The sequence below is a fragment of the Chryseobacterium sp. SN22 genome, assembly GCF_008329705.1.
Lineage (GTDB): Bacteria > Bacteroidota > Bacteroidia > Flavobacteriales > Weeksellaceae > Chryseobacterium.
Window position 1 is genome coordinate 24767 of the sequence record NZ_VTSX01000019.1, and the last position, 16131, is coordinate 40897.

Annotated in this window: 12 protein-coding genes; 5 read left to right on the top strand and 7 right to left on the bottom strand. The window is 42.6% G+C overall.

Annotated elements, in window-relative coordinates; all coding sequences use genetic code 11:
• Positions 1 to 355: 355 nt before the first annotated feature.
• The 4 genes from FY557_RS13755 to FY557_RS13775 form a co-directional block, all read right to left on the bottom strand.
• Positions 356 to 556, bottom strand: a complete 201-nt coding sequence (locus tag FY557_RS13755; protein WP_149247813.1) for a hypothetical protein — start codon at positions 554 to 556, stop codon at positions 356 to 358.
• Between the two features lie 15 nt (positions 557 to 571).
• Positions 572 to 5311: a leucine-rich repeat protein gene (locus FY557_RS13760; protein WP_185151731.1), complete on the bottom strand. Its 4740-nt coding sequence runs from the start codon at positions 5309 to 5311 to the stop codon at positions 572 to 574.
• Positions 5312 to 5393: 82 nt separating this feature from the next.
• Positions 5394 to 5810 carry a hypothetical protein gene (locus FY557_RS13765; RefSeq protein ID WP_149247815.1) on the bottom strand — a complete coding sequence of 139 codons (417 nt, stop codon included), beginning with the start codon at positions 5808 to 5810 and terminating at the stop codon, positions 5394 to 5396.
• A gap of 1119 nt (positions 5811 to 6929) precedes the next feature.
• Positions 6930 to 7169 carry a hypothetical protein gene (locus FY557_RS13775; RefSeq protein WP_149247817.1) on the bottom strand — a complete coding sequence of 80 codons (240 nt, stop codon included), beginning with the start codon at positions 7167 to 7169 and terminating at the stop codon, positions 6930 to 6932.
• Positions 7170 to 7477: 308 nt separating this feature from the next.
• Here FY557_RS13775 and FY557_RS13780 point away from each other — a divergent pair, with 308 nt between their 5' ends.
• The 4 genes from FY557_RS13780 (at position 7478) to FY557_RS13795 (ending at position 13593) form a co-directional block, all read left to right on the top strand.
• A complete protein-coding gene (locus FY557_RS13780) occupies positions 7478 to 10069 on the top strand; it encodes a hypothetical protein (RefSeq protein WP_149247818.1) in 2592 nt (863 codons plus the stop codon).
• A 23-nt stretch (positions 10070 to 10092) separates the two neighbouring features.
• Positions 10093 to 10623, top strand: coding sequence for a hypothetical protein (locus FY557_RS13785; protein ID WP_149247819.1), 531 nt, complete (start codon positions 10093 to 10095; stop codon positions 10621 to 10623).
• 993 nt (positions 10624 to 11616) lie between these two features.
• Positions 11617 to 12159, top strand: coding sequence for an AAA family ATPase (locus FY557_RS13790; protein ID WP_149247820.1), 543 nt, complete (start codon positions 11617 to 11619; stop codon positions 12157 to 12159).
• Between the two features lie 243 nt (positions 12160 to 12402).
• Positions 12403 to 13593 (top strand): NUMOD4 domain-containing protein, encoded by a 1191-nt coding sequence (locus FY557_RS13795; RefSeq protein WP_149247821.1) that lies wholly within the window; start codon positions 12403 to 12405, stop codon positions 13591 to 13593.
• A 96-nt stretch (positions 13594 to 13689) separates the two neighbouring features.
• On the opposite strand, the gene FY557_RS13800 is transcribed toward FY557_RS13795, so the two are convergent.
• Positions 13690 to 14331 (bottom strand): DUF6266 family protein, encoded by a 642-nt coding sequence (locus FY557_RS13800; RefSeq protein ID WP_149247822.1) that lies wholly within the window; start codon positions 14329 to 14331, stop codon positions 13690 to 13692.
• Between FY557_RS13800 and FY557_RS13805 the strand changes: the two genes are divergently transcribed.
• Complete coding sequence (locus FY557_RS13805) at positions 14331 to 14606, top strand: hypothetical protein (RefSeq protein WP_149247823.1); 276 nt, start codon at positions 14331 to 14333, stop codon at positions 14604 to 14606. The genes FY557_RS13800 and FY557_RS13805 overlap by 1 nt on opposite strands.
• A 222-nt stretch (positions 14607 to 14828) precedes the next feature.
• Here FY557_RS13805 and FY557_RS13810 read toward each other — a convergent pair whose 3' ends face one another.
• Complete coding sequence (locus FY557_RS13810) at positions 14829 to 15095, bottom strand: hypothetical protein (protein WP_149247824.1); 267 nt, start codon at positions 15093 to 15095, stop codon at positions 14829 to 14831.
• A 61-nt stretch (positions 15096 to 15156) separates the two neighbouring features.
• Positions 15157 to 15444 (bottom strand): helix-turn-helix domain-containing protein, encoded by a 288-nt coding sequence (locus tag FY557_RS13815; protein ID WP_149247825.1) that lies wholly within the window; start codon positions 15442 to 15444, stop codon positions 15157 to 15159.
• Positions 15445 to 16131 lie beyond the last annotated feature (687 nt).

The window sequence follows — 16131 nt, forward strand, 5'->3', positions numbered from 1 at the left end:
TGATTTGTTGTATTTACAAAGTTTGCAATTTTACGGAAATTCATTAAGCGGTGAAAATAAAAATCTTTCACAAACACTTACATTATTATAATACAGTCAAATATAGGCATAAGTCGCGACAAAGAGTGTCACATTTACAATTATTTTTTTTTGGAGTCTTTATTACAGCATAACAATTAATCATTGTAAACAAAGGACTACTCCATTTCTTAAATCCAAGCTATCCTAACAAAAGCCGGAGCAGAAAAGGTTCTGCTCCGGTTTAATTATTTATATTTGTCCTGAGATCTTTATCATATGGCCAGGACCGGTTATAAATTCCCGTTCGGGAAATGAGTAGTACAATGTATCATTTTCAATCAGCTTCTTCGGTTTCTGCCCCGATATCAATCTCTTCAAAATCATCAGGGTTTTCCTGAATCGGTTTTTCGAGTTTTATTCCGTCGAGATAGCAGGTCGTTCCCAAATAGATTTCATCACCGAAAATAACCCCGTCTATTTTTCTTCTAAAACATTTCCCCGGCTCTGCTTTCATTATATTATCTGTCTGTTTCATATTTTATTATTATTATTATGTGATCGGATAAATTTTTGATGCAAAATAGCTCCAGTTTGTCGCAGCCTTATAGGCAGAAACACTTCCGGCTGGGACATGAATTTCGACTTTATCTATTATGATCCCGTCAGCAACAAGGTTAGTCCCGACCAAAACAGGAGGTGTCGTGGCCAATACTTTTATGATTACTCTTGTAACGCCTTGCTGTCCTACACTTGCACTGATTGGCAGGCAGTAATTCTCCAGATAATTAATTGAAGCCGGAAGAATAATAGTAACTTCATTTTCACCCGCTCTCATTCTCAAATAAAGTCCATATGAATCTATTCTTTCCAAGCTGGAACATCCCGACAGATCAACAAGATTGGTAACCCCTTCTTCCACATTCTCAAATTCTATGTTATTGTTAAGCATGCTGTTGAAAATCCTCGTGATATAAGGAAGAGTATATTTTCCCGCTCTCGGATACATATATTTAAATGAATTTTCTGTATACGTTTTAACATTTTTAAACAGATTAATGTCTAAATATTTTCCATAAAACGGAGTTTCACCAAGCTCCTCCAGCTTATCAAAATTTCCGGCAACGACAGTTTGAGACTGAAAGTAAAACGCATTAGAACCTATCTTTTTTATGTTGGGCGGAAAAACAATGCTTATCAAACTATTTGATTTAAACGCACGATCTCCGATCGTCTCTACATTCGTGAAAAATCTAAACTCATCAAAACTGTAAGAAAGCTCTCTCGAAGGATTTACTGATGTGTTGAAAGTGTCAGCAGGAATACTGGTAACAGCTCTTGCTTCTGCAAAACTGAGTTCTCCATCACCGTTGGTATTAAAGACATTTAATAAGGTAGCTTTCCTGGCGGCATTCGAAATTTGAATAAAAGCGGCAACATTTGAAAATGTAAAATGAAAGTCAGGCCAATGGGCTTCCATGAAAGTTTTATCTTCTTCGTATATGGTCGTAAAGTTCCATGTTCCTTCAACTACAGCATGCGGCGTTGTGTTGCCCGAATCATCAATCCCCTTAGCATTAATGATGGGGAAAAAAGTCTCACTCGAAGCACTGCTGCCATTCAGATTATTAACCCTTAACCGACTTACATTTTTTAAGTTGGAAACAATACTATTTACATTGATTAAAGGGCAATCCTTGATCACGAGCGTTCTTATCGAATTTGGCGTAAAAATTAAATTTGAATCAGTAATAAATTTCTGGTTGTCCAAAATCAGGGTACTTGCCGTAGAAGGAAGCGTTAAAGACACAAGCAAACCACCTTTTGGCAATAATACCGACGATATTCCCGTACCTGCAGCAGAAACTCTTTTAATACTTGTACAGCCTGTTAAATCTACTGACTGCTTCAAATTGGGACAATTGGTAATATCCAATTCTTCCAACAGCGTATTATTTCCGATGAACAGCGTCCGCAAATTTTGATTGGAATATCCTGAAATCTGGCTTCCTATTCTTAATCTTGATAAATTCAAAGCCTTCGATACATCAAGTGTTCCCAGATACTTTCCGGACAAATCCCCAAGATCTTTAATTGCTGAAGCTCCATAAATAATGGTTTCAGTGTCATTGAAGGTGATCGCCGGAGCCTGTACCAGGGAGGCGGCATTTTTACGCAATCTGGCACGGCTGGTGTAAGAACCAAACTTAATTTTCGTGTAGCCGTCTTTCTGAGCCGTCAATAAAAAATTAGCATTTGGCGGAACTGCAGGCGTGCCCGAAGGTGTATAAAGCCTCATCGTAATATAGTCCGAAGAGAAAGTAGAGGTGTCATATTTCCCGTCCATGTATCTGAAACGATTCAGCAACCAATAATTTCTATGTGATTTTCTTGAGCCCTGAGCCGTATATAAGTAACTTCCGTTCCCGGCTGCCACCAAAGGATCAATGTACTTGTACTTTGCATCTTCATTAAAAATACTTTCCGCCCATTGGTCAGATTCCAAGGTGTTAAAATACGTGTTGCACTTATCATAAGTCAGAATTCCTGAAGCTCTCATTTGCTGATACAAAGCCGTAATTTCAGTATCAAAAGCAGCTTCAACCAATTTCCAAAGCTCTGAAAGCGCGCCATTCCAGACAAAACCGCTACCTACCTGGTCGTGGGCTTCTACCCAGTAATCATAGACATTGTGCCCTTCATTGTTAAGGCCTAAAACCGTGTCGTTATCGTAAAAAATAAGATACCAGCGCTTGTCTCCTTCAGCGTCCGGGTACATCGCAAACATCTGATTTTTAGCGCGCTGATCGACCATGGCGAAAAACTCAGTGAAGACATAATAAAACAGTAAAAACCGAATATTGAAATGATCCTGAGCCTCGGTCCTGAATTTGGCAGGATTATTTTTGCAGCTCACGATCCATGTATGCAAAGCTTCAAGGTTCGAAGTATCTTCATTGTCTTCCGGATATCTTGCCTCAAAATCATTTTTCCATAAATGCCTGCCATTTCCGTCTACGCTCTGAAAATCCGTAGCAATAAATAAGGTATTGTCTGACGTATTGTTTAAAAATTCCCAGCATTCCTGGCCCCCTGTAAAACCCGTTGTGGCTTCATTCGACTTATCATTATTGAAATTATATTTTCCGAGAAAAATACGCTCCGAGTCCGGTGTCGCACGGTGAAAAATAAGCATCGGAAACCCGTCCATTGTGGTTCTGATATCAGGATCCACTAACTGAGGAGGAACCAGGTAGCCTAACTGATTCAGAGAATCCTGTGCAAGCCTCGCCAGACCGATGTTGTGAGAACCGGAGGATTCCATAAAATCGGCTTTAAAAGTAAATGTCTTTTCAGCCAATGAATGATCACGAAGCTTATACCTGGAAGAAACCGATTCGCCATTTTTAAAGCCTCCGTTAAATTTGATTTTAAAGTTTTTCCGGGGATAATACTGTGATGATGTACCCTGGACATCAATACCCGCATTGACATAAGAAAACGATTTTGAAGGATCCCGGGCATTTTCATATTCTCCGGCAATCGTTTTTTTATCGCCCTTATAAGTCGGCAGATCCCCGACAATGGTTAAGCATGGAATGGATTGTAAACATTTATCGTAAGACAAATTTCCGAACGCATCGTACAATTTATTTCTTTCGTAAATGCTGACCTTTTCAACGAGGTTATCCATGTCAGCAATGAAATTGGACAACATCTGACCGGCGTTTAGATTGTTATTATACACCCTGATGTTATATAGATGGATCGTACAGTCACTGCTCCCAATAGTCATGTTTTGAGGAGCTTGCTGTAAAAAGCTGTCTAATGAATTATACTGGTATAATGAAGATATAATTCCATTGATATACACGAATACCAATCTTTGGTCTGCAACCTTTGTAACGACTACACTTACACGGATTCTTTCCTCTTCCTTAAAAAAGATGGATGTGCCGTCCTGCTCAGAACTGAACGAAAACGAATTTGAGGTCGCAACAAATCCGACATTTCCATTTTTGCATGAAAGAATTGTACTGTCACTGTTTTTAACATCTGAAGTTGAAAATTCAAACTCTAATGTTTTACCACCGGTTTTAAAATCGCTGTCAAATATTTTAAAAGGAATCTCAACCCTTGCATTTCCGCTCACTTTAAGTGCCACAGAACCTTTTGAATCCTGGATCCATCCGTTGGTGCTGAAATCAAAATCAGTCAGGGTACATGACAGGTTTTTGTATTTCCACTCGTTTTTGTTAATCTCTGAATTGCTTCTGTTTCGGCTGCTTAAAAATAATTCCAGGCCTAACGTTTCGGCTTCAACCTGGATATCAAACGCCGTTACAACGACGGAAGTGTTTTTTGTGACACTGCCACATGTAAAAGTCACAGTGTGCGCTCCTGAGTCCGTAAATGTATAGGTGAACTTCTGCAGGCTTCTGTTTACCAGTAGTTCAGAAACCTTCACGCCGTCGACCAAAATCTCAACATCGCTGTAATTTGACGATGGTGAATACACCAGATACTCAATGGAAGCCGGAGCGTACTGATTAGCGGTAACATTATTTGCTGAAGAAACCAGCGGCGTCAAATTACCGGCAACAGCACAGATGATGTCTGTAAACAAGTGGTTGCTTTCAATGATTTCTCCTGACAGATCAGCGGTCATATATACCTCTAAACGATGTACGCCATGAGGCTGCTCAGGGATTTCATATAATAATTCTTTGTTATTAATTGAAGTAACCACGGGCGGAAGATCTGATCCGTTTAATTTGAAATGAATCGTCTTCTCGACATTCCCGGTTGGGATATACCGGAAAATTACCGGTCCCGAATTGATAACGGTTTTGTCGTAGGTCGTGCTTACCGCAAGCGCTACTGTCTGAATAGTATATTTTAATTGTCTGTTATTTCCATAACTGTCTGTTATACTTAGGGTAATGGTATTATCTCCCGCCAAAATATAGGGCGTGATATCGATATCATTGACTCCCTGATCAATGTTTTTATTAAACAGAATCGTGTTTCCTTTTAAAATACTCGCCGTTCCTCCGCCGGTCTCACTGCCGTCAATGCTGTCGACGGATGACCATGAAAAAACGATTCTGACTTCACTTCCAAATGATTTTACGAAGGCTGCGGGTATTTCAGATTTTACGCGGAAAACAATTCCGTTGGCTCCTCCGCTTCCCCCGCCGCCAGTTCCGTATTCACTTTCCGACTTTTCTCCTGAAGCTGAATAGGCAATCTGTTTAATGATCTTTCCATCTTCATTTTTAATGAAAAACATGACCGGATATATGAAATGATCTGCCACTTCTTTATCTGATCTTTCATAATTTGTAAAATAAATTCTTCCTGTATATCTCATCTTAATCTTCCTGTGTTAAATCAACAAAACCACCTTCTCCGCCTCCGGGCATACCAATTTCAAGAACAGACCAGACAGAACCGTCAAAAGAGATTATTCCGAAATTTTCAACCGTAACTCCCGAAGCATTTGCGTAGACTCCGCTCCCCGCCCAAAACCATTTTGCTGACCCGGGCTTAACGGTAATATGATCAGTAGGCCTTAAAATTCCTCCAAAGGAAAAATCTGCTCCTGAACCTTTAAGCAATTCGATCTGCTCCCTGTTCTGTTTGATATAGTCATTTAAACCCGTTATCTCATCCATCCTGATATTTTCATCTAAATGACGGAATGAGGAAAAGGTCTGCTGAAACTGATTTTCTGTGGGCATATCACCCTTTTCAAACCAGCTGAAAATTGTTTCTAATGGTACTTTCATTGTTATTATTAAAAATTAGTTTTTATAAAATTGATCATTTTGAGGGAAAATCTGTTCCTGACAGACTTATTATAGTTAAACAGAATTCTGTGTTTTTTGAGCAATTATTGATTTCCTCCCTCTTTACCGTATGATCAGTCGGTGGATTATCAATCGGGTTGTACATGAGAAAACCTGTATTTCCGTAATATTTTTTTTATAATTTTACTTTGAAAAAACGACATTCTTTTACAGTGTTTCTATAATGTTTTCTCAGTATACTTTTTGACTCCAATGATCATCCACCTTTTTTTTAGCGTTCAAATTTCATTGTTTTTTAGCTCTTATAAAAGTTTTCAGACCCCGCTATACTGTAGTTGCAGTAACAAGTACTTTTAACCGAAATAGGACGGTATAAAATAAAAACCTGCTTATTAAAATAAAATTTTATATTATCCGTATAAATGGACTTGTGAATACAGGCTGTGAATTCAGAATGGAAAAATCTCTGCTGGAATGCTGGAGCATACATCAGCCAAAAAACAGGAATCAGTGAATAGGGACAAGCTGTTGTAAAAGAGTGATCAGAGTTGATTATGAAAACCGAGCCTGAAATTAAAGGTTTTTCTGATAAGAACCTGTGGAGGATGAAACAGCCCGGTGAAGCTTATAAAAATTCTCCAAAACTCCCGCCAAGGGTGAGAGAAATGAGCCTGAGCCATAATATGATTATTTTCCCGGTGTAAAACATCGGAAGAACAGGAATTTGATCTCAAAATAACCAAACAAAAGGGCTGCAGTAAGAGAGAATTGTAGGACAATCTGTTGTTTTTCTATTTCCATTATTGTCCAAATAAATCTCTTTATCTGCACCGTTACTGTCCCTTTTATACAATTTCATACCTGGCCTATTCATGCTAAATTATATTAATTTTTGAAAAGTAATATCATCCACCTGCATATAAATTTAATCAAAATCAGAAAGACTTTTTAATGGAAAAATTTTTTTCTCTTTTTTGTATTGCCTTAAAAGGATGTTATAACAAAAAGACTACTGTTAAGAAAGCTTTCTATTCTTTAATAAATTCACTGTTCCCCCCCTGCTCCCGTAGCTGAGCCCCAATGTTTGAATACAGGATTTCATTCCGTATTGGGATCCCGGCAGGAGTTGTATTCCGGAAGAGAACGTGTAGGTCCCGCTTTTTTTCTATTGGTCAGCAGGATCTGCATCTTTTTCATTACACCATCCCGGCCGATCACAGGGACGGCGATTCTGAAAACGGTTTTTTCAATACCGGTAAGCCTGTATCGCTTATTTCCCCGGAAATTCAGGTATTCCGGTACAGGATCGGGGAATATTTTAACAATTTGGGATAACATCACATTATTGTCTGTGGGTAACAACGAGCAGGGAAAAGCATGGAGGGCTTTTCCGTTGAAGCCCAATGCATCATCCTGTAGTTATTTTACTACATCAACTTCCATGTTCCACTACAAAGAAACTTTTACCGCCGCTATAGATTTGTAGTGTTCAAAAGAAAAAATCAGACAGGAATAAAAATCAATTTTTAAAGCAGAATTAAAATATAACGGGATCTGCTTTATCTGATGTGAAAATGGGTGACCGGGTGTTATGCCTCCTATTTTGCGGCATCCGTAATTTAAGAAACTAATCAAAATAAAAACTTATGATTAACAAATTAACGATCATGAAAAACTTTATTTATCCGATGGATTTAGTACCCCTATTATTCGGGAATTTTCGGATTGGAAGTGCTCCTTTCAAAGTTTTACTTCCGATTTTGCTTGTATGCTGTGCCGGCAGTTCAGTCTTCTGCCAGAGTTCCGGCAGGCTTTATCTGTCTTCTGCCGGGACAGGTTTTGTGTATGACATTACCGGTTCAACGCCTTCTGGGGTTGCTGCCGCTTTGCCTGCGCATCTTGCCGCGCCTTCCTATTACAACAACAGCAACGGCGGTGCCGTCAGTAACCTGGCTGTCGGATATGACAATACCCAGGCAAGCCGCCCGCTGGTTTTCCTGAATTCCGATACCGCTGCAAACAGCCCTTTGCTGAAGAACGGTACCTCCACGGGGCTGACATTGCCGGTGGGCATCGGCGGCATCGGCACCAATAACGTGCTTGGAAGCTATTTCGGGCAATCCTTCGGGTTCAGCGGAAAAAACCTTTACCGGCTTTACCCTACCGTTTCAGCAACCCCAATGAGCATTACCGGCGATGCGATATGGAATGCTTCATCTTCCACGATCTTTGCCAGTGACACTTTTTATGACTACCAGAACAATGTGTATACGCTTTTGCAGAATCTTTCCGGAACCACTTATACCCGATATCTATACCGTATTGCCATTACCGGCGCCACAACGGCAACGGCTACTCAGATCGCAGCTGTTTCAGGACCGGCAGGGGTTAGAAATGCGGATGCTAATGTCAGCACGCCCAACGATGCAGGAAATGTACGGGGAACGGCTTACCTGAACGGGTACGTATTTTTAAGTTCCGGAAACGGCAATGATGATGTGGTGATTTACCGGATCAATATTCATACCGGTGTATCAGAATATCTTACCCAATATAATGTGGCCAACCTGAGTTTATCGAATATTGACCTGGCATCGGTTGATTATTTCCAGCCCTTTACCTTTGCCTGCGGAGCGATGGCGCTTCAGGGAACAGCTCCGTACGTAGCCGGCACATCTTCCCAGCGGACTTTACGAATTCCTGTTTCCAATATTTATGCGCCCGGAACGTATACCATTAATGTGACGGGAACGGATTTTACCAATCCCGCATATGCGGCGTCCATTACCGCCGGCACAACGTTCATCGATGTTCCCCTGACCTATAACGGAACAGGCCAGGGGGGATACCGCACCTTAACCGTAGACCTTAACGGAAGTACCACGAACTGTACTTACCAAGCCTTTATCGATGCTGATTCCGATGGGGACGGCATTTTAGACAGCGCGGACCTGGATGACGATAATGACGGGATTCCAGACAGTGCGGAAGGATGCGCCGGGACTGTAACGATGGCATCGGTTTCTCCGGCGACTGCTGCCAGCTTAACCAATACCAATACAGCGGTGGTTCCCCTTGTTCCGCCCGGGACTTCCCTTCCGGGAGGCGGGGTCACCCTTACCAAAACATCAGGAACAGGAAACGGATGGGGAGTGTATACCCCGCCGGTATCCTCGGCAACCCTTACCGTAAACGGTGCTCAGAGTGCGTCTTTTCCGACGACCTATCTGGATATGACAGCTGCAGTTCCCAGGACTTTAAATATTAATTTCGGAGTAACGGCTAACTCATTAAGCTCAAATAACAACAGGTACCAGTACATCATCGGTATTGCCGGGCTGGGAGGAGAAGGCGTTTCGGTAACCAACACTTTTTCCGTTCCTCTGACGGTGGCCGGCAATGCCAATGTCTTTAATACCGGAATATATTCATTATTGGACGGCGCCGTTTCGACGACCCCCGGAGCTTCGGGAACAACCTTTACCACCAATACCCCCTTTAATACCCCGCAGGGATATACTTTTTTCCTTGTACCTGCCGATGTAGCTTCCTTAACGATGACCTGGACAGGGAATAATGACCCCCACGGAGTTATCTTCGGTGTTTATAACTTGAACTGTACAGCAGATACGGATGGCGACGGTACCGTCAACCGCCTGGATCTTGATTCCGATAATGACGGCTGCCTGGATGCGATGGAAGGCGATGAAAATGTAGCGTACAGCATGCTCGTGGGTGCCCACGCGGGGCTCAGCGTAGGAACAGGATCTTCTGCTGCCAGCCAGAACCTGTGCAATGCTGCAAACTGCGTCAATGTAAATGGGGTGCCGGTGCAGGTAAATGCAGGAGGTCCTGCTGATACCCTGGGCACACAGGGACAGGGTGCAGGCGATTCTGAAAATGCCCTGGTATCGGCCTGCTACTGCTATAAGCCGGTGGTTGCTACAGGCGGAACGGTACTGAATACGTTACAGGGTATTACATCATTAGGAAGGGCCGGAGGAAATAATGCCAACTGGCCGATGGTAAGAAAAGGAGCATGGACGGCGCTTGAGTCCAGGACAAAAGGATTCGTTATCAACAGGCTGACTACAGCCCAGATCTCCGCAATTCCTGCAGCCAACCTGGTAGAAGGAATGATGGTGTATAATACGAGCTTAGACTGCTTACAGGTTAATACGACAGGTACGCCTGCCGGCTGGTCATGTCTTAATACACAAAGCTGCCCTGCGAACTAATTTTAAAAATAACATTCAAAACAATGAAAAATATAGTCATCATAACATTCAGCATGCTTTCAGGAATCATTTCAGCCCAGGTTGCTATCGGAAAGACTGCGGTTTCCTCACCTTCCGTATCCCTAGAGTTCGGCACCGCCAACAGGGGAATGATCCTGCCCTGGGTAACTTCTGCCGCTTCGGTAACCGGAGCGGTGAACGGGACAATGATTTACGATCTTTCGGATAAGAAAGTAAAAATAAAGTATGCCTCTTTATGGAAAGACCTGTCGGTAGATAATGCAGGAACCACCGTTGACCCCTTAACCGGTGTAGACGGTACTTTGATCCAGAACACCGCTGCCGAAAATACAAATGCGAAGATGGCTGTCGGGCCGCTTACTTCAACTCCGGGAATCTTGGTGCTGGAGGCTTCCGATAAGGCGATGGTGCTCCCAAAAGCGGCAAGCCCCCACCTTAGTATCATTAACCCTTCCCCGGGAATGATGGTATATGATACCGTCAGTAAACAGCTTGCGGTGTTCAACGGTAAAGTATGGTCTTTCTGGAAATAGAAACTGTAAAATCCTAAAAACAGACCGTGTTACAATGACACTCTCTGTTTTTAAGCTCCTTCTACGTAAAAGTATCTGTTAAAGGATTGTAAATAAATGAAAGTACCTACCGGCAATCTGAAAACAGGATCAAAATATAATTTAAAAACATAGAGTATGACTGCTGACAAACATGATTTTTTACATCTTCTGATAAGTGAAGTTGAAGAATTTTATAAAATTAAAATACCGGAGTATACCGGAGAAACACAGCGTGTTTTTACGATTTCTAATTACCTATCGGGAATGTATAAAAAAAAGATCTATATTCACTTTTTATCCGGGCATATGATTGATTATAAAATCTCTTATTTTATTTTCAATATGAAGATTTTCTGAAAGGATGCGGTACCCTGTTGGTTCATAATCTTTCTCTAAAAACAGGAGTATTTAAATTAATTACATGGTGTCTGAGAATACGTATGACTTCCGCTGGAATGACCCGGTGAAAGATTAACATTAATTCTGCAAACAGGGATAAACAGTATCTGATTCCATCATTTTGTATGATGGAAATCCTGGTGAAAATCATGTTTTGAAATTAACGAAGAATTCGGAAAGCTTTTGAAAAAATGAAAATTATTGATGTTAAATCATAAAATCCATATCTTTAAGACATACATCCTACCGATCTGTTCTGTCCGGACCGTATTTCCTGATTCGGCATGATCAAATACCCTGAAAAGTTCCGGACGCCGGAACTGGGCTCCGGAACCCTTTTCAGTAACCCATATTTTACAAATTCGGAACTGCACGACTTTATCCGATCTTTAGGATTTATCAAATTAATTACCTATTTTGGACCATGTTCAACCGCTAATTTAGCGTCGTCATTCTTTTTCATCTCTCAGCCGATGGGCTATTATTTTATATCAATGAGTTATTATAACAGAATAATTTTATCATAAAAAAATGAAATGAAAAAATCAAAGACAAACCGCAAAAAACGATAAAATGCAGCTATTTATTATTACAGGCGGTCCGGGTGCCGGCAAGACGACATTAATTGATTTTTTAAAAAGTAAGGGCTTTTCAACGGTTCCTGAATCTGCTCGATCCGTTATTAAAGATCAGGTCCGTATAAACGGTGATGGTGTCCCATGGAAAAATAAATATTTATATGCCCGACTGATGTTTAAAGAATCGCTGGAAGCTTATCATGAAATTTCTGATACCTGTTCCGATAGAATTATTTTTTTTGATCGTGGATTGCCGGATACTTTATGCTACATGAATATGGAAAATATCCCTGTATCTGAAGAATTTAGTAAAACCATAAAGAAGACAATCTATAATAAGAAGGTTTTCATATTACCACCATGGGACAAGATCTATGAAAACGATACGGAGCGAAAGCAGAGCTGGGATGAAGCCGTTTTAACGTATGACCGGATGAAGGAAACCTATATGGATTTGGGGTATGATGTCGTTACGGTTCCCACTGGCACTGTAGAGGGCAGATTTGATTTTATCCTAAAGCATATCTGTTTATGCTGAGTATAATATAGACGTAAAGTTTTGAATATAAAGCAGGCAAAATTTTACTTCATAATCATTGTATTTAATCTAAAAAAACGATGTTTCATTAATCAATAAGAATACAATTCATCCTGATCGAAATCTTAATATAAGAATAATGGGTTCCCATACAGGGCTATTTTTAATATCAAATGTATATTTTTGTCACTGCATTGATCAGACATCAGTAAAAAAATCACTTAAAAAGAAATATTTCAAATTATGAAGCTGCCTACAGAATTAGGAGATCCGTATATCGATACTGTTCTTTCCAATTTTTCCTTAGAAGATCTTCCGGATGAGCGATGGGAGCTTATTGAAGGATTTGAGAATTATGCCATTTCCAGTTACGGACGGGTGAAAAGCCTGGAACGCATGGTTCCGCTTCCCGTCAATAGTGAACAGCAGATACCGGACAGGATTATCAGGCCGCAAGCTTTCAGGTATTTCAACAAGCATCTAAAGGCTCATTTCTATAATGTAAGATGCAATCTCTCTCTCGACGGAAAAGTATATGGAAGATCAACAGCCCGTCTGGTTTATTATCATTTTGTTGAAAAAATTGATATGGATGATCACTCCTACCGTATATCGTTTAAAGACGAAAATCGCTTTAATGTACATTATAGCAATCTCGGGAAGATAACAGCTATTGATCTTCGTAACAAAGTACTGAATACAGGCAGGGGGAAAAAAGGGAATTATTGGCAGGCCGTGAGCCAATACACCGTTGACGGCGATTTTGTTGCGGGTTATGACAATATTTATGCGGCAAGTGAAGCTTTGGGAGTCCACCACACCCATATCATTGCGGTGATCAATAAAAAAAGGACTACTGCGGGAAAATTCCGGTGGTTTCCAAAAGAGTATACGCCTGCCAAAGAGGATTTTATACCGGAGGCTAAAAGTAAATCCAAAAAGGTATTCAATACAAGCCTGTGGAAAAAGATCGGCGAACCTCCTGTGGATCAGAACAATCCTCCTGCCTGCCTGAATATGTCACTGGAGGATCTTCCCGGTGAAATATGGAAACCGATTCCCAATCTTGAAGGCTATTTTGCCATATCCAGTAAAGGCAGGATCAAACGCCTGGATACCTGGACGGAGAATAAAAATAAAACTTTTTTCCGGGAAAACATCATTTCTCTTTTCCTGGACACCTCTGATACAAAGGGTTATCTGTATGTCAACCTAAGTCATCAATGCAAACGGGTCCGGATAAGACTGAACAGATACCTTTATTACTGCTTTGTGAAAAAATTCGATTTCAACGACCGGTCCATAGTTATTGTCAACAGGAATGAGCCTTTTTGGAATATTGATATTGCCAATCTCGAACTATGCTCACCCACCCATCATTTAAATAAAAGCAAGATGAGAAGAGAATTGCAAGGGGATCAGGGAGGAAAATGATCCTGACACAGCATAAACCAGCGGTATCCGGAATCTCAACAAAAAAAATCCCCATCCCTGCGGGGATGGAGATCAGAATTCGGTCGGGATGCGTGGCTATACCATGGTCAGCGCGCCGAGGTAGGAGCTGTTGGAGGCCGAGGTCTCTTCCGTGTTGTGGAAATAGGCCCAGACCTGCACCTTCTTCCCGGAATAGTAATCCGGCAGCGTGAGATCCGAGGTCAGGCCGGTTCTCACGGCCACCGATTCAAAGATCCCGAAGGTGCCGAGGTCTTCACTGTAGCAGACCGCACTGGCTTTATCCGTGGCCGATGCATTGCCCTGGGCGGAATTGTCCTGCCAGGAAAGCCGGATGATGTTTCCCGGCTGCACGGCAGCGGTGATCTCCTGGAATCCGGCCAGGTCGCCTCTGGTGATCAGCACCTTGCTGTAGACCAGTTCCGGAACTTCCGCCGTTACCTGCACCGCTTCGCTGATGGTATACGATACCGCCAGGTTCACCCTGGATTTCGAGCCGCTTCCCGATCCGAAATACCGGTTCTGGATCGCGGTAAGCGGCTTAAGGAAATCGATCACCAGCTTAAACTTCAGCTGCTGGAGCATCTGCTTCCCCGTTGCCTTCCGGCTGCTCGGCTTCGGTATGCTCCGGATGATGTCCTGTCCGCGCCAGCTGGCGCCTACTACCGTTCCTACTTTTCCTGAGAATCCCCCGAGGATCCCTTTTGTGATTCTTGCCATTGTTGCTGTTTTTATGGGTTAACGGAACGAAGGTAAAACAGGTTTCCCGGTTTTCAAATACCCGGGAAAGCAGTGTCCGGTTTTGGCAGGTTTTGGCAGGTTTTGGCAGGCCTCCTCCTGCCTTTCTTCGGTACTCGTTCGGTAATCCTTCGGTACCTGTTCGGAAAAAAGATGTTTTTTCCGAACAGGCACCGGACAAATGCCGGGCAAAACCCGAAGACCGGTTTAGCGGGACAGGCCGTTTTACGCCTACGGCATCCGGTGCCTGCCATTAAGACCCGGGACAGGCATTCGGTTTCCGGTTTCCGGGAAGAGGCCGTTATCTGATGCGTCCCGGCGGCCTGCAAAACGGGGGTCTTAAGAGAGGCAGACCCGGATATTCCTGAATGGATTTCTGTTTTTAAGTTGGGGAAGACCGTCTCCCCGATCTGCGGACACCAAACAAAACAGCCCCTAACAAGAGGCTGTTTCAGTACCGACGCATGGTAAAAGTGATCTTATATCCCCTGGGTAAGCAATCCCGCACCCGCTTTCTGCCGCTCGAAGGTGACCACGCTCTGCCGCAGCATTTTTGCCGTAAATACCTGAACGGTATCCGGGTCGGGCGTGTGCCTGAAATATCTGTTTTTCCCTTTTATAATCGCGGTGATCTTTTTACAGGCTTTATCGAAATCTTCCGTGTTTACCTGTAGCGTATAAGTTCCCGAGGCATGTCTGACTGTTATTTTTCCGGTATCCATATCGTGCTGTTTGAAGTATAGCATACGATTTTGATGCCGAAACCTGCCTGAGACCTGAAAGACCGGCAGAACAGGAACGGGGCCGCTACCCTTCCGTCTGTTCCGGACCGCCGTGCGGCTGCCCGTTAAAGAATGATTTGGGATAAAATATTTTCCTCCCGATCTTCACATAGGGAACCGCCCTGGATTTCCTGAGCCGGTGAAGGGTCCGGTCGCTGATGTTCAGCAGCCGTTTGACATCTGCGCTGTCGTAATACCCGGAACTGTACGGCTCTTTCCGGTCCAGGCTTTTGAGGATTTCGGAAAGGAAAACCAGCAGGGTCCCTTTAAACTCTTCTTCATCGGATAACGGATCATTGAATTTCGTTTTCATCGTGTTAAGGTTATTAATTAAATAATCGTTCTGCCCTATGGCAATTGCATTTATTTATGCTAACGTCAATAAAGTGTGAATTATTATCAATCCCTAGACGACTTTGATTGTTTTCCCGGTATTTTTCCCGGTTAAAGCACAGGAAACAATTAACCATTGCAGACAATCAATTAACTGTTGGTTTATAAGCTAAAATTTTTTCTTTGTCCTGAGCCATTTCCGGAAAGCCGGGCCGGTTATTTCATGCCATCATCAGACAGGGATTTTTTAAATACCGTCTGTCTCAGGCGGTGGCCATGCCTGATCGCTTTCACCAGTAAAAAGAGATCATACGACACAACCTGTCGCATTATATGGACGTCCGTTTAAGGGGTTCTCAAGCATCGCATCTTCACAACCCTGACAACAACTAAATCAACACCCGGTGGCTGAGCGGAGCCGAAGCCACACCCTACGCCTCCGGGAACCTCAGGCATCGGACAACTTTCACAACCATAACCACAACTGCAACTTCCCACGGTGGCTGAGGCTCTCGAAGCCACACCTCCACCTTCGGGAACCTCAGGCATCGGACAACTTTCACAACCATAACTACAACTTCCCGCGGTGGCTGAGGCTCTCGAAGCCACATCCTCCACCTTCGAGAGCCTCAGGCGTCGGACCTTTACAACCATAACACCAGCTACA

Excerpts from the sequence above, each read along its gene's own strand:
- FY557_RS13780 (WP_149247818.1), top strand. The coding sequence starts at position 7,478 with ATGATTAACAAATTAACGATCATGAAAAACTTTATTTATCCGATGGAT.
- FY557_RS13795 (WP_149247821.1), top strand. The coding sequence starts at position 12,403 with ATGAAGCTGCCTACAGAATTAGGAGATCCGTATATCGATACTGTTCTT.
- FY557_RS13815 (WP_149247825.1), bottom strand. The coding sequence starts at position 15,444 with ATGAAAACGAAATTCAATGATCCGTTATCCGATGAAGAAGAGTTTAAA.
- FY557_RS13775 (WP_149247817.1), bottom strand. The coding sequence starts at position 7,169 with ATGTTATCCCAAATTGTTAAAATATTCCCCGATCCTGTACCGGAATAC.
- FY557_RS13760 (WP_185151731.1), bottom strand. The coding sequence starts at position 5,311 with ATGTTTTTCATTAAAAATGAAGATGGAAAGATCATTAAACAGATTGCC.
- FY557_RS13785 (WP_149247819.1), top strand. The coding sequence starts at position 10,093 with ATGAAAAATATAGTCATCATAACATTCAGCATGCTTTCAGGAATCATT.
- FY557_RS13790 (WP_149247820.1), top strand. The coding sequence starts at position 11,617 with ATGCAGCTATTTATTATTACAGGCGGTCCGGGTGCCGGCAAGACGACA.
- FY557_RS13810 (WP_149247824.1), bottom strand. The coding sequence starts at position 15,095 with ATGCTATACTTCAAACAGCACGATATGGATACCGGAAAAATAACAGTC.
- FY557_RS13800 (WP_149247822.1), bottom strand. The coding sequence starts at position 14,331 with ATGGCAAGAATCACAAAAGGGATCCTCGGGGGATTCTCAGGAAAAGTA.
- FY557_RS13765 (WP_149247815.1), bottom strand. The coding sequence starts at position 5,810 with ATGAAAGTACCATTAGAAACAATTTTCAGCTGGTTTGAAAAGGGTGAT.
- FY557_RS13755 (WP_149247813.1), bottom strand. The coding sequence starts at position 556 with ATGAAACAGACAGATAATATAATGAAAGCAGAGCCGGGGAAATGTTTT.